The following is a 13,289-nucleotide window of genomic DNA, read 5'->3' as shown; positions in this document are numbered from 1 at the left end:
CCTGACAAACACCAGCAAAGGATTTCCCTCATGAACGCGCCTGCACCCACCGCCCTGCTGATGACCGGCGACGACTACCGCGAGTCGCTGCGCCGCTACCGGCCCACGGTGTTCGTGGACGGCCGGCGGGTGGACAGCGTGGCGGACGACCCGGCGCTGCGCCCCGGCATCAACGCCATCGCCCTGACCTACGACTACGCGCACAAACCCGAGTACGCGCCGCTGATGACCGCGGTGCAGCACACCAGCGGCAGGCGCGTGAACCGGCTGGCGCACATCAACACCAGCGCGGGCGACCTGCTCAACAAGCTGGAAGCGGTGCGGCTGGTGTGCCAGGAGACCGGCTGTGCCCAGCGCTACCTGACGCACGACGCGCTCAACGCGATCGGCCAGGTGGCCGCGCGCATCGACGATGCCCGGGGCAGCACGGAGCACACGGCACGGTTCCTCAACTACCTGCACCGCGTGCAGGACCAGGACCTCACCCTGGGCATCGCCATGACGGACGCCAAGGGCGACCGCAGCCTGCGGCCGCACCAGCAGGCCAACGCCGACAGCTACGTGCACGTCGTCGAACGCGACGCGGTGCGGGACGGCGTGCGCGGCATCGTGATCTCCGGCACCAAGGCCATCGTCACCGGCGCGCCCTACATGCACGAGCTGCTGGTCATGCCCTGCCGGAACATGGGCCGGGAGGACGCCGACTTCGCGGTGTGCTGCGCCGTGCCCATCGACGCGCCCGGCCTGACCATCGTGGCCCGGCCGGCCGGACGCCCGGGCGACAAGCTGGAGCACGGCGACGCGCTGTTCTCGCGCAAGTACGGCCAGAGCACCGGCGTGTGCATCTTCGACCGGGTGTTCGTGCCCTGGGACGACGTGTTCTATGCCGGCGAATGGGAGCACTCCGGCCACCTCACCTACAGTTACGCGACGCACCACCGTCAGACCTGCATCGCCGCGCGCGCCGGCTTCGGCGACCTGCTGATCGGCGCCGGCGCGCTGATGTGCGAGGCCAACGGATTCGACCCGGGCCGCGAGACGCACCTGCGCGAGCAGATGGTGGAGCTGATCAAGATCACCGAGGGCTTCTTCGCCTGCGGCGTGGCCGCCAGCGTGTACGGCAAGGCCGACGAGCACAGCAGGACCTTCATGCCCGACCCGGTGTTCGCCAACATCGGCAAGCTGCTGATGGCCACCCAGATCTACGACATGCACCGCATCGCGCACTACGTCAGCGGCGGGCTGATCGTCACCCTGCCCGGCCCGGACGAGGACCACAATCCCGAGACGGCGGCGCGGCTGTCTGACGTGCTGCGCGCCAACCCCCATGTGCCTTACGAGCAGCGCATCCAGACGGCGCGCTTCATCGAGGACCTGACGGCCGGCTACCAGGGCGGCTGGTACAGCGTGATCAGCTTGCACGGCGGCGGCTCACCGGCCGCGATGAAGCAGGAGATCTGGCGCCACTACCCGGTGGGTTCCAAGGTGGAGCTGGTGGAGCGCCTGCTCGAGCGCGGCGTTGCCGCCGACGGCAGCCCCGCGGCCGCGCCCCACGACCCGCAGCGCGCCGTCACGCGCAACCGGCAGCCGGGCCGCTGCTGCGACATGGGCTGCAGTGCGCCGGGGCAGCCGGTGATGGTGGACCTGCCCGCGCCCGGCGGTTCCCCGGCTCCGGGGCGGTAGACCCGGCTGGACCGGCTGCGCTCAGCGCGCAGCCACCATGGGTATGGTGTCCGCGGCGGGCCGGCTGGAGCCGAACTCGGTGTCGTTGGCGGCCGATGAGATGTCCATGGGCCTCGAATGCCGCTCGCGCTGGCGCCGCATGTAGCTGCAGCGACGCTGCTGGAATTCCTGCATGCGCGCGAGTTCGGCGCACAGCTTGCGGTACAGCCGTTCGGCCGTGCCGGCCTCGGAACCGGCGATGTCCACCATGAAGTCGGGCACCAGGACGATCTCGTCCCCGCGCTGCTCGAGCTCGATGCATGGCGATTCGCCCAGCACGCGCCGGATCGCCTGCAGGGCGCCCTCGCGGTCCAGGCCGGGCAGCGCCACCGCGAACTGCGCCGGTCCGGTGCGTGCCGCCAGACCACGCACGCCCGCCAGCCGGTCCATCCTCGCCGCCAGCCGCTCCATCAGCTGGTGGCTCACGCGGCGGCCATACAGCTCGTTGACTTCCAGCAGGTCATGGCAGTCGAACACCGCGACGGCGAACGGCCGCCCGCGGCGCCGGCAATCCCCCAGCAGCCGGTCGCCCAGGGTCAGCAGGCCGGCGCGGTTGAGCAATCCGGTGCAGGGATCGACATGGGCCGCCTTCACCTCGTCCCGCCGGGCCGAGGATGCGCGCAGCCACCGTGCCAGCCGCAGCACCCACGGACTGCGGCCCGCCGCCGTTTGCGGCGGTGTGCCGGTCCAGCGGCCCAGGGGGTCCTGGACCGAGGTCGGTGCGAAGTCCTGCATCATGGGTGTCCTCACTGAAAGCCGGTTTCTTTGGTATGGGGTGATCAGGCCACAGCTTTACATTCGGAAACTAAGTGGTTGCCGAGCCTGGGATTAAGGAAAAGCCTTAGGCGCCCCCGAACGCAGCGGCTCGGGCTACTGGACACCGGCCGTTACACTCCCAGCACCCGCTGTTCGCTCCGACATGCCTCCCGACCACGACCTGATCCGCCTGCTGTGCGTGGAGGACAACCCGGACGACGTCGAGCTGATGGAACTGGCGCTGGAGCGCTCCGATCCCGAGCGGCGCTACGAGCTGCACCGCGTCGATGACCCGGGAGCCTTCGTCGAAGCCCTGCAGCGCGACTTCGACGCGATCCTGTGCGACTTCAACATGCCGCGCTTCTCGCCCTATGCGGCGCTGCAGATCCTGGTGGCGCGGCGGTGCCACACGCCCTTGCTGGTGGTGACGCGAGCGATCGGCGAGGAGGCGGCGGTGCACGTGCTGCGCTGCGGTGCCAAGGACTACGTCACCAAGGACAAGCTGGGCACCCTGCCCCAGATCATCGACCGGGTGATGGCCGAGCGGCACCGCGTGCAGGAGCAGGAGCGGCTCGGCCGGGAGCTGGAAGCGGCTTACCGGCGCCTGAAGAAGCTCTCGGCCCGCTTGGTGGTGGCGCAGGAACGCGAGCGGACCCTGATCTCGCGCGAGCTGCACGACCAGCTGGGGCAGACCCTCACCGGCGTTGTCATCCACCTGCATGCCGCCCAACGTGCCGCCGAAGCCGGCGATGCCCGCCGGCATGCCGATACCGCCATGGACATGGCGCAGGGCGCGGTCGAGCAGCTCAAGACCCTGTCCTTCTCGTTGCGTCCACCGCAGCTGGACCTGCTGGGCCTGGTCGCTACCGTGCAGACGGCGGTGCAGCGCTTCGCCGAGCCCGCGGGGCTGGCTTTCGCGGTCACGGCACGCGGCCAGGAGCCGCAGGTGCTGGGCGAAACGGCTTCCGTGGCCGTGCGGCTGGTGCAGGAGGCGCTGAACAACATCGTGCGCCACGCCAATGCGTCGCAGGTATGGGTGCGGCTGCGCTTCCTGCCGCAGGGCCGCATCGGGTTGCTGGTGCTGGACGACGGTGTGGGTTTCGACAAGGCAGCACTGCTGACAGGACAGCCCAGCGAACACAATGTCGGGCTGTACGGCATGATCGAAAGGACCGAGCTGGCCGGCGGCCGGCTCCACATCCGCACGTGTCCGGGGGCCGGTGTTGCCATCCGGGCCGTGCTCTAGGAAAGCGAGCAGTTCAACCATGAACACCAACGACGCCCTTCCCTCCATCCGCGTGGTGCTGGCCGACGACCATGACCTGGTGCGCTCGGGCATCAAGGCCCTGCTGACCATGATCGCCGGCGTGCAGGTCATCGCCGAGGCCCGGCATGGCCAGGAACTGGTCACCCTGGTCGAAAGCCTCAAGCCCGACGTCGTGATGACCGACATCTCCATGCCCGGCATGGACGGCATCGCGGCGATCGCCGAGATCCACTCCAGGCAGCCGGAGGTGCGGCTGCTGGTGCTGTCGATGTACGACACCGTCGACTTCGTCAAGCGCGCGGTCGCCAACGGCGCCTGCGGCTACCTGATGAAGGACGCCCCGCCGTTCGAGCTGGAGCAGGCGCTGCGCAGCGTCATGGCCACCGGCAGCTACTTCAGCCCGGCCATCGCCCAGCGGCTGCTTCAGCCTTCCGAACCCACGGTGGACGACGAGCTGACGCACCGCCAGGTCGAGATCCTGCGGCTGATCGCCCAGGGCCGCGCCTCCAAGGAGATCGCCTTCGAGCTGGGCCTGTCGCCCAAGACGGTGGACGTGCACCGCGCCCGCATCATGGAGCGGCTGCGGCTGAACGACATCGCCAGCCTCACCCGCTACGCCGTGCGCAAGGGCCTGATCAAGCCCTGATCACGACGCACCCGCCAGCGGCTGGGCCGGCAGTCGCAGCAGTCGCCCGCGCGGGCTGTCGGTCAGCAGGTACAGCAGCCCGTCCGGGCCCTGGCGGACATCGCGGATGCGCTCGCCGGGAACGGCCAGCTTGTGCTCACGCACGACCTTGCCGCCTTCGACTTCCAGCCGGGCCACGTGTCCGAACTTGAGTGAGCCGAGGAACAGGTCGCCCCGGGCAGCCTCCCCGTAGCGGTCGCTGGTCAGCACCGCCATGCCGGAAGGGGCAATCGACGGCACCCAGTAATGCAGCGGCTGCTCCATGCCTGCGCGGGCCGTGCCCTCGCCCAGCTTGCCGCCGCCGTAGTTCTCGCCATGGGTGATGACCGGCCATCCGTAGTTGCGCCCGGCCTGCGGCAGGTTGATCTCGTCGCCGCCCTGGGGACCGTGCTCGTGCAGCCACAGCCTGCCGTCCGTCCCCAACACCGCGCCCTGCGGGTTGCGGTGGCCATAGCTCCAGATTTCCGGCAGCGCGCCGGAGCGGCCGATGAAGGGATTGCCCTGGGCCGGCGAGCCATCCTTGTTCAGCCGCACCACCTTGCCGTGGTGGTTGTCCAGCTTCTGGGCGTCCTGCATGCGGTGGAAACGATCGCCCAGCGTCAGGAACAGCGTGCCATCGCGCGCCTGCGCGATGCGGCAGCCGAAGTGCAGGTTGCTGGCGACCTTGGGTTTCTGGCTGAAGATGACGCGCGTTTTCTCCAGCCGCGAGCGGTCGTCGCTCAGGCGCGCGCTGGCCAAGGCGGTGCTGTTGCTCCCGCCGCCGGGTTCGGAAAAGCAGAAATACACCGTCCGGTTGCGCGCGAAGTCCGAATCCAGCACCAGGTCCAGCAGCCCGCCCTGCCCGCCTGCCACCACCTCGGGCACGCCGCCCAGGGGGGCGCCCAGCGTGCCGTCGGGCTCGATCACGCGCACGCGGCCAGGCCGTTCCGTCACCAGGAACCGGCCGTCGGGCAGGAAGGCCACGGCCCAGGGATGTTCGAGGCCGGTGGCCACGGCCTGCGTGCGCATCTCCTGTGCCGCCGCGGAAAACGCCAGTCCCAACGCCAGGGTCGCGCCGGCGCGCTGCCACAAGGGGGTCCACCAAGCCATCGTGTTCTCCAGAACGTGGATCGGTCCATTGTGCGCAGAACCGCATCCTCAGCGGGCGTGTCGGCGGCGCATCATCGTTGTTGAATCAATGGGTTACGCAGGCCGCCCTGGTTGACTTGACCCAACCTCGTCCGTAACCTCGCCACATGTCCCGATGGCTTTGCACCTTCCTCATGGCGACGGCCGGCCTGCCGGCGCTGGCAGCCGTCCCTGAGGACGACATGGCCGATTTCATGACCGATAAGGGGCTGGTGAACCGGATGGAGCACCCGGGCCATCCAGCCCGGGGAGATCGCCCTTCGGACGTGGTGGCCACGGCCCAGGGTTTCCTGGGCGTTCCCTACCGGCGCGGAGGCAACTCGGGCGAAACGGGCTTCGACTGCAGCGGTTTCGTGAAGGCCATCTACGCGCAGACCCTGGGACTGGTGCTGCCCCGCCGGGCCGACGAGCAGGCCGCCGCCACGCAGGTCATCGACCGCAGGGACCTGCAGCCGGGCGACCTGGTGTTCTTCAACACGCTGAGGCGGGCTTTCAGCCACGTCGGCATCTACGTCGGCGACAACAAGTTCATCCATTCGCCCAGGTCCGGTGCCCGGGTACGGGTGGAGGACATGGGCATGAGCTACTGGCAGAGCCGCTTCGATGGCGCCCGCCGGGTGGCCATGACACCGACGGCCAGCCCGCTACGCGCCCGGAGGGCCAAGCCTGCAAGGACGGCCGCCGCGGCAGCGCCCGGGTTGCCGCCCGGCGTCACCATGAACCCCTGAACGGCGCGCGCGCGTTTCGTCCAGCTGTAGGCTGTTCAGCGCCGCGGCGGCGGCACGTCCGTGCAGGTGCCATGGGCAACCTCGGCGGCCATGCCGATGCTCTCGCCCAGCGTGGGATGCGGGTGGATGGTCTTGCCGATGTCCACCTCGTCCGCGCCCATCTCGATGGCCAGCGCGATCTCGCCGATCATGTCGCCCGCATGCGTGCCCACGATGCCGCCCCCCAGGATGCGATGCGTCTGGGCGTCGAACAGCAGCTTGGTGAAACCCTCGTCGCGGTTGTTGGCGATGGCGCGGCCCGAGGCGGTCCACGGGAAATGGCCCTTCTTGACGGCGATGCCCTGGGCCTTGGCCTGGTCCTCGGTGATGCCGACCCAGGCGACCTCGGGGTCGGTATAGGCCACGCTGGGGATCACCCGTGCGTCGAACACCGCGCGACGCAACGTGTCGTCTTCCAGCATCTCGCCGGCCGCGACCTCTGCCGCCACGTGCCCCTCGTGCACCGCCTTGTGCGCCAGCATGGGCTGGCCCACGATGTCGCCGATGGCGAAGATGTGCGGCACGTTGGTACGCATCTGCACGTCCACCGGGATGAAACCGCGGTCGCTCACCGCCACGCCGGCCTTCTCGGCGCCTATCTTCTTGCCGTTCGCGCTGCGGCCCACGGCCTGCAGCACCAGGTCGTACAGCTGCGGCTCCTTGGGTGCCTGCTCGCCCTCGAAGCGCACCAGGATGCCGTCCTTCGTGGCCTCGGCCCCCACGGTCCTGGTCTTGAGCATGATGTTGTCGAAGCGCGGCGCGTTCATCTTCTGCCACACGCGCACCAGGTCGCGGTCGGCGCCCTGCATCAGCCCGTCGAGCATCTCGACCACGTCCAGGCGCGCCCCCAGCGTGGAATACACCGTGCCCATCTCCAGCCCGATGATGCCGCCGCCCAGGATGAGCATGCGCTTGGGCACGGCCGCCAGGCCCAGCGCGCCGGTGGAATCCACCACCCGCGGGTCCTGCGGCATGAAGGGCAGGCGCACGGCCTGCGAGCCCGCCGCGATGATGGCGTTCCTGAAGCGCACGGTCTGCTTCTTGCCCGTGGCCTGCTGGCCCTCGCCGCTGGTCTCGGCCACCTCCAGGTGGTGCGGGTCCAGGAACTGGCCCAGGCCGCGGACCACGGTGACCTTGCGCATCTTGGCCATCGCGCCCAGGCCGCCGGTGAGCTTGCCCACCACCTTGGCCTTGTGCGCCCGCAGCCTGGCAAGGTCCAGCGTTGGCTTGCCGAAGCTCACGCCCAGCGACTCGAAATGGCTGACTTCGTCCATCACCGCCGCCACGTGCAGCAGCGCCTTGGACGGGATGCAGCCCACGTTCAGGCACACGCCGCCCAGCGTGGCGTAGCGTTCGACCAGGACCACCTTCATGCCCAGGTCGGCGGCGCGGAAAGCAGCCGAATAGCCCCCGGGACCGGCGCCCAGGACCAGCATGTCGCATTCCAGGTCGGCGGCGCCGGCGTAGCTGGCGGCCGGTGCGGCCGCGGGAGGGGCAGCGGTGGGCTTTTGCGCCGCAGCGGGTGCCGGCGCGGGCGCGGGCGCGGAAGCAGCACCGTCCGCCTCCAAGGTCAGCAGCACGGTGCCCTTGGACACCTTGTCGCCCAGCTTGACCTTGAGATCCTTCACCACCCCGGCGTGGCTGGAGGGGATCTCCATGGAGGCCTTGTCGCTTTCCACAGTGACCAGCGACTGCTCGGCCTGGATGCGGTCGCCGGGCGCGACCAGCAGTTCAATCACCGCGACCTCGGCGAAATCGCCGATGTCGGGCACCTGCACTTCAACGACCGCCATCGGCGGGCTCCTTGGCCTTGAGGGTGAACACATCGCAGGGCGCCGCCGAGTTGCGGTCGAACTCGCAGCCGGCGGCGATGCCGGCCTCGGCGACCTCGCGGGCGGTCTTGGCCTTGCCGTACAGGGCATGCATGGCGCCCAGCGCGAAGCTGCGGCCCGAGCCTATGCCCCAGAACTCCTTGAACTCGAACACCTCGCGGTAGCTGTACAGGCCGTAGATGCCGCTGGCGTTGGCGATCACCACGCTGAACTGGCTGGACTCGTAGGGATCGCTGTCCTCCTCCTTGGTCTGCAGGAAGAAGTTGTCCTTGAGGTACGGATGCAGCTTGGTGAAGGTGTCGAACACCTCGTCCTTGCTGCCCAGTTGAAGGATCTCGCGCGGCATGGAGCTCAGTGCCTTGCGCAGCACCGGGAAGTGCGCCACGGTGCCGGCCATGCCGATGTAGCTGGGGCCGGCGTCGGTATCGACCTTGAAAATCTTGGTGTTGTCCTCGAACCGGTGGGCCAGCCGGGTGTCGCCAAAGGTGACCAGGGTGTCGGCGGCAATGGCGATCTGTCCGGCTTTTCTCACCACTACAACTGTCGTCATACGGAAGGGTTGCTGTTCTTCTTCTAAAGCAGGACACGGCGGAAGTCCGCCAGGATCTGCCCCAGGTAGGCGTTGAAACGGGCGGCCGCGGCGCCATCGATCACGCGATGGTCCCACGACAGCGACAGCGGCAGCATCAGGCGGGGCTGGAACTGCTTGCCGTCCCAGACCGGTTCGGTCTGGCTTCTGCAAACGCCAAGGATAGCGACTTCCGGTGCGTTGATGATGGGCGTGAAGTAACGCCCGCCTATGCCTCCCAGCGAGGAGATGGTGAAGCAGGCGCCCTGCATGTCGGCCGGGCCGAGCTTGCCGTCACGGGCTTTCTTGGCCAGTTCGCCCATTTCCTGGCTGATCTGGAAGATGCCCTTCTTGTCGGCGTCCTTGATCACCGGCACGACCAATCCATTGGGCGTGTCGGCGGCGAAGGCGATGTGGAAATACTGCTTGAGGACCAGCTGCTCGCCATCCAGCGAGCTGTTGAACTCGGGGAATTTCTTCAGCGCCGCCACGCAGGCCTTGATCAGGAAGGCCAGCATCGTGACTTTGACGCCCGACTTCTCGTTTTCCTTGTTGAGCTGGACGCGGAAGGCTTCCAGCTCGGTGATGTCGGCATCGTCATGGTTGGTGACGTGGGGGATCATCACCCAGTTGCGGTGCAGGTTGGCGCCGCTGATCTTCTTGATGCGCGAGAGGTCCTTGCGTTCGACCGGGCCGAACTTGGTGAAATCGACCTTGGGCCAGGGCAGCAGGCCCAGGGCCTCGCCACCACCGCCGGCAGGCGCCTTGGCGGCCGCGGCCTTGGTGGACGCCTCGCCCTTCATCACCGCCTTGGTGAAAGCCTGGACGTCTTCCTGCGTGATGCGGCCCTTGGGACCCGTGCCCTTGACCTGCTCCAGCGGCACGCCCAGCTCGCGGGCGAACTTGCGCACCGAAGGCGAAGCGTGCGGCAGGTTGCCCGTGGGCGCGCTGGGTTCGTGCGGCGGCAGCGAGGCGGTGGGCAGGGCCCGCTCGGCCGGGGTGGCGGCGGGCGTGCCGTAGGAGCCGACCGGGGCGGCGGCCAGCGCGGGACTGGCCCCCTCTGCCCGCGGGGAAGCGGATTGGGGTGAGGGGCTCGGGGCCGCGGCGCCCGTCCCCTCCAGCACCGCGATCAGGTCGCCGATGTTGACCTTGTCCCCCAGCTTGACCTTCAGGTCCCTGAGCACGCCGCCGGCGCTCGACGGGATTTCCATCGACGCCTTGTCCGATTCGACGGTGATCAGCGACTGTTCGGGCTTGACGCTGTCGCCGGGCTTGACCAGCAGCTCGATGACCGCGACATCCTTGAAGTCGCCGATGTCCGGCACCCGTACTTCGACGCTCCCTCCCCCACCGGGGGAGGGTTGGGGTGGAGGCGCTGCAGCGCTTGAAGGCGCAGCGGCTGGCGTGCTGGCCGCCGCTGGCGCCCCCACCCTGCCATCCCCCGGGGCGGGAGGCGAAGAGACACCGGCGCCCTCGCTTTCCAGCATCAGCAGCACGCTGCCCTCGGCCACCTTGTCGCCGAGCTTGACCTTGAGCTCCTTGACCACGCCGGCGGCCGACGAGGGGATCTCCATCGAGGCCTTGTCGGACTCGACGGTGACGAGCGACTGCTCGGGCTTGACGCTGTCGCCGGGCTTGACCAGCAGTTCGATGACCGCGACCTCGTCGAAGTCCCCGATGTCGGGGACCTTCACTTCGATCAACGCCATGTTTCTTGTTCTCCTGTGTTCTTGTGTTCTTTCTTGTTGCGGCTGGCGCCGCAATGATCAGGCGTAGAGCGGATTGACCTTGTCAGCCTTGATCCCGTACTTCCGGATCGCCTCGGCGACCTTGGCCGCGGGCACCGTGCCCTCCTCGCTCAGCGCCTTGAGCGCGGCCACCACGATGTAGTGGCGGTTGACTTCGAAGTGCTCGCGCAGCTTGCCGCGGAAGTCGCTGCGCCCGAAGCCGTCGGTGCCCAGCACCTTGTAGGCGCGGCCCTTGGGGACGAAGGGGCGGATCTGCTCGGCGTAGGCCTTCATGTAGTCGGTGGAGGCGACCACCGGGCCGGCGTGCTTGTCCAGCTGCTGCGTGACGAAGGGCACGCGCGGCGTCTCGGTCGGATGCAGCAGGTTCCAGCGATCGGCGTCCAGGCCGTCGCGCGCCAGCTCGTTGAAGCTGGGACAGCTCCAGACGTTGGCCGCCACGTCCCAGTCCTTCTCCAGCAGCTCCTGGGCGGCAATGGATTCGCGCAGGATGGTGCCGCAGCCCAGCAGGTTGACGCTGGCCTTGGCCTTGCCGCCCTGCTTGAACAGGTACATGCCCTTGATGATCTGCTGCTCCGTGCCGGGCTGCAGGCCGGGCATGGGGTAGTTCTCGTTCAGCAGGGTGATGTAGTAGAAGACGTTCTCCTGCTTTTCCACCATGCGCCGCAGGCCGTCCTGCATGATCACGGCGACCTCGTGCGCGAAGGTCGGGTCGTAGCTCACGCAGTTCGGGATGGTCTGCGCCAGGATCTGGCTGTGGCCATCCTCGTGCTGCAGGCCCTCGCCGTTGAGGGTGGTGCGCCCGGAGGTGCCGCCCAGCAGGAAACCGCGCGCCTGCATGTCGCCTGCCGCCCAGCACAGGTCGCCCACCCGCTGCAGGCCGAACATCGAGTAGTAGATGTAGAACGGCACCATGATGCGGTTGTTCGTCGAGTACGACGTGGCCGCCGCGATCCAGCTGGCCATGCCGCCGGCCTCGTTGATGCCCTCCTGCAGGATCTGGCCCTTCTGGTCTTCCTTGTAGTAGGAGACCTGGTCGCGGTCCTGCGGCGTGTACTTCTGGCCTTCGGGGTTGTAGATGCCAATCTGGCGGAACAGGCCTTCCATGCCGAAGGTGCGGGCCTCGTCCACGAGGATGGGCACGGCCCGCGGCCCGAGCTCCTTGTCGCGCAGCAGCGCGGTGAGGAAGCGCACGTAGGCCTGGGTGGTGCTGATCTCGCGGCCTTCCGCCGTGGGCTCCAGCACCGCCTTGAAGGCGTCAAGCGCCGGCACCTTGAGCTGCTCGTCGGCCTTGACGCGCCGCTTGGGCAGGTAGCCGCCCAGGGCGCGGCGCCGCTCGTGCAGGTACTGCATCTCGGGCGTGTGCTCCTCGGGCTTGTAGAACGGGATCTCCGGCAGCTTCTCGTCGGGGATCGGGATGTTGAAGCGGTCGCGGAAGGCGCGGATGTCCTCGTCGGTCAGCTTCTTGGCCTGGTGGGCGATGTTCTTGCCCTCGCCCGCCTTGCCCATGCCGAAGCCCTTGACGGTCTTGATCAGCAGCACCGTGGGCTGGCCCTTGTGGTTCACCGCCTTGTGGTAGGCCGCATAGACCTTCTGCGGGTCGTGACCGCCGCGGTTGAGGCGCCAGATGTCCTCGTCGCTCATCTTGGCCACCATCTCCAGCGCCTTGGGGTGCTGGCCGAAGAAATGCTTGCGCACGAAGGCACCGTCGTTGGCCTTCATGGCCTGGTAGTCGCCATCCAGCGTCTGCATCATGATCTGGCGCAGCACGCCCTCCTTGTCGCGCGCCAGCAGCGGGTCCCAGTAGCTGCCCCAGATCAGCTTGATCACGTTCCAGCCGGCGCCGCGGAACTCGCCTTCCAGTTCCTGGATGATCTTGCCGTTGCCGCGCACCGGGCCGTCCAGGCGCTGCAGGTTGCAATTGACGACGAAGATCAGGTTGTCCAGCTTCTCGCGGGCGGCCACGCCGATGGCGCCCAGCGACTCCACCTCGTCCATCTCGCCGTCGCCGCAGAACACCCAGACCTTGCGCTTGCTGGTGTCGGCGATGCCGCGGGCGTGCAGGTACTTCAGGAAGCGCGCCTGGTAGATCGCCATCAGCGGCCCCAGGCCCATGGACACGGTCGGGAACTGCCAGAACTCGGGCATCAGCTTGGGATGCGGATAGCTGGAGATGCCCTTGCCGTCCACCTCCTGACGGAAGTTCAGCAGCTGCTCCTCGGTGATGCGGCCCTCCAGGAACGCACGAGCGTAGATGCCGGGCGCGCTGTGGCCCTGGATGTAGAGGCAGTCGCCGCCGTGGTCCGGGCTCTCGGCATGCCAGAAGTGGTTGAAGCCGGCCCCGAACATGTTGGCCAGCGAGGCGAAGGAACTGATGTGGCCGCCCAGGTCGCCGCCGTCGGCCGGGTGCAGGCGGTTGGCCTTGACCACCATGGCCATGGCGTTCCAGCGCATGTAGGCGCGCAGCCGTTCCTCGATCTCCAGGTTGCCGGGACAGCGCTCCTCGTCCTGCGGCTCGATGGTGTTGACGTAGCCGGTGGTGGCCGAGAACGGCAGGTCGATGCCTTCCTGCCGCGCTTGCTCGAGCAGCTGCTCCAGCAGATAGTGGCCGCGCTGGCGGCCCTCGGTGGCGATGACGGCCGACAGGGCGTCGATCCATTCACGGGTTTCCTGGGCGTCCGCGTCATTGGCGGCCGCGCCGAACACATACTCGGGCTGGGCTGACATGGCTTGTCTCCTGGGGGATGCGAGTGAATTTAGTACGGCCTGGCCGCACCCGGGCGCGAGTGTGGCACAGTTTTTTGGCTGTTTCAAATAGT

At 68.2% G+C, this 13,289-nt stretch carries 10 protein-coding genes; 4 read left to right on the top strand and 6 right to left on the bottom strand.

Annotation, left to right across the window (positions count from 1 at the left end; genetic code table 11):
* Positions 1 to 30: 30 nt before the first annotated feature.
* Positions 31 to 1,683, top strand: coding sequence for a 4-hydroxyphenylacetate 3-hydroxylase family protein (locus RTA_RS09620; RefSeq protein WP_013901199.1), 1,653 nt, complete (start codon positions 31 to 33; stop codon positions 1,681 to 1,683).
* Positions 1,684 to 1,704: 21 nt separating this feature from the next.
* On the opposite strand, the gene RTA_RS09615 is transcribed toward RTA_RS09620, so the two are convergent.
* Positions 1,705 to 2,460, bottom strand: coding sequence for a GGDEF domain-containing protein (locus RTA_RS09615; protein ID WP_013901198.1), 756 nt, complete (start codon positions 2,458 to 2,460; stop codon positions 1,705 to 1,707).
* Positions 2,461 to 2,641: 181 nt separating this feature from the next.
* Between RTA_RS09615 and RTA_RS09610 the strand changes: the two genes are divergently transcribed.
* Together RTA_RS09610 and RTA_RS09605 are read left to right on the top strand one after the other, a co-directional pair.
* Positions 2,642 to 3,724 carry a hybrid sensor histidine kinase/response regulator gene (locus RTA_RS09610; protein ID WP_013901197.1) on the top strand — a complete coding sequence of 361 codons (1,083 nt, stop codon included), beginning with the start codon at positions 2,642 to 2,644 and terminating at the stop codon, positions 3,722 to 3,724.
* Between the two features lie 19 nt (positions 3,725 to 3,743).
* Positions 3,744 to 4,391: a response regulator gene (locus tag RTA_RS09605; protein ID WP_013901196.1), complete on the top strand. Its 648-nt coding sequence runs from the start codon at positions 3,744 to 3,746 to the stop codon at positions 4,389 to 4,391.
* On the opposite strand, the gene RTA_RS09600 is transcribed toward RTA_RS09605, so the two are convergent.
* Complete coding sequence (locus tag RTA_RS09600) at positions 4,392 to 5,438, bottom strand: PQQ-dependent sugar dehydrogenase (protein ID WP_226986160.1); 1,047 nt, start codon at positions 5,436 to 5,438, stop codon at positions 4,392 to 4,394. It abuts the gene before it with no gap.
* A gap of 227 nt (positions 5,439 to 5,665) precedes the next feature.
* Between RTA_RS09600 and RTA_RS09595 the strand changes: the two genes are divergently transcribed.
* Positions 5,666 to 6,286: a C40 family peptidase gene (locus RTA_RS09595; protein ID WP_081466249.1), complete on the top strand. Its 621-nt coding sequence runs from the start codon at positions 5,666 to 5,668 to the stop codon at positions 6,284 to 6,286.
* A 35-nt stretch (positions 6,287 to 6,321) separates the two neighbouring features.
* Here RTA_RS09595 and lpdA read toward each other — a convergent pair whose 3' ends face one another.
* The 4 genes from lpdA to aceE are packed head-to-tail and all read right to left on the bottom strand — an operon-like array spanning position 6,322 to position 13,197.
* Positions 6,322 to 8,118: a dihydrolipoyl dehydrogenase gene (gene lpdA, locus RTA_RS09590; RefSeq protein WP_013901193.1), complete on the bottom strand. Its 1,797-nt coding sequence runs from the start codon at positions 8,116 to 8,118 to the stop codon at positions 6,322 to 6,324.
* Positions 8,105 to 8,707, bottom strand: coding sequence for an Ntn hydrolase family protein (locus tag RTA_RS09585; RefSeq protein WP_013901192.1), 603 nt, complete (start codon positions 8,705 to 8,707; stop codon positions 8,105 to 8,107). The genes lpdA and RTA_RS09585 overlap by 14 nt, the downstream gene beginning before the upstream one ends.
* A 23-nt stretch (positions 8,708 to 8,730) precedes the next feature.
* Entirely contained in the window at positions 8,731 to 10,434 is a 1,704-nt protein-coding gene (aceF, locus tag RTA_RS09580; RefSeq protein ID WP_013901191.1) for a dihydrolipoyllysine-residue acetyltransferase, read from the bottom strand.
* 57 nt (positions 10,435 to 10,491) lie between these two features.
* Positions 10,492 to 13,197, bottom strand: coding sequence for a pyruvate dehydrogenase (acetyl-transferring), homodimeric type (aceE, locus tag RTA_RS09575; RefSeq protein WP_013901190.1), 2,706 nt, complete (start codon positions 13,195 to 13,197; stop codon positions 10,492 to 10,494).
* Positions 13,198 to 13,289: the final 92 nt, after the last annotated feature.

Source organism: Ramlibacter tataouinensis TTB310, assembly GCF_000215705.1.
GTDB classification, from domain to species: Bacteria; Pseudomonadota; Gammaproteobacteria; order Burkholderiales; family Burkholderiaceae_C; genus Ramlibacter; species Ramlibacter tataouinensis.
This window is presented reverse-complemented; position numbering and strand designations above follow the sequence as displayed.

Excerpts from the sequence above, each read along its gene's own strand:
- RTA_RS09620 (WP_013901199.1), top strand. The coding sequence starts at position 31 with ATGAACGCGCCTGCACCCACCGCCCTGCTGATGACCGGCGACGACTAC.
- RTA_RS09615 (WP_013901198.1), bottom strand. The coding sequence starts at position 2,460 with ATGATGCAGGACTTCGCACCGACCTCGGTCCAGGACCCCCTGGGCCGC.
- RTA_RS09610 (WP_013901197.1), top strand. The coding sequence starts at position 2,642 with ATGCCTCCCGACCACGACCTGATCCGCCTGCTGTGCGTGGAGGACAAC.
- RTA_RS09605 (WP_013901196.1), top strand. The coding sequence starts at position 3,744 with ATGAACACCAACGACGCCCTTCCCTCCATCCGCGTGGTGCTGGCCGAC.
- RTA_RS09600 (WP_226986160.1), bottom strand. The coding sequence starts at position 5,438 with ATGCGCACGCAGGCCGTGGCCACCGGCCTCGAACATCCCTGGGCCGTG.
- RTA_RS09595 (WP_081466249.1), top strand. The coding sequence starts at position 5,666 with ATGTCCCGATGGCTTTGCACCTTCCTCATGGCGACGGCCGGCCTGCCG.
- lpdA (WP_013901193.1), bottom strand. The coding sequence starts at position 8,118 with ATGGCGGTCGTTGAAGTGCAGGTGCCCGACATCGGCGATTTCGCCGAG.
- RTA_RS09585 (WP_013901192.1), bottom strand. The coding sequence starts at position 8,707 with ATGACGACAGTTGTAGTGGTGAGAAAAGCCGGACAGATCGCCATTGCC.
- aceF (WP_013901191.1), bottom strand. The coding sequence starts at position 10,434 with ATGGCGTTGATCGAAGTGAAGGTCCCCGACATCGGGGACTTCGACGAG.
- aceE (WP_013901190.1), bottom strand. The coding sequence starts at position 13,197 with ATGTCAGCCCAGCCCGAGTATGTGTTCGGCGCGGCCGCCAATGACGCG.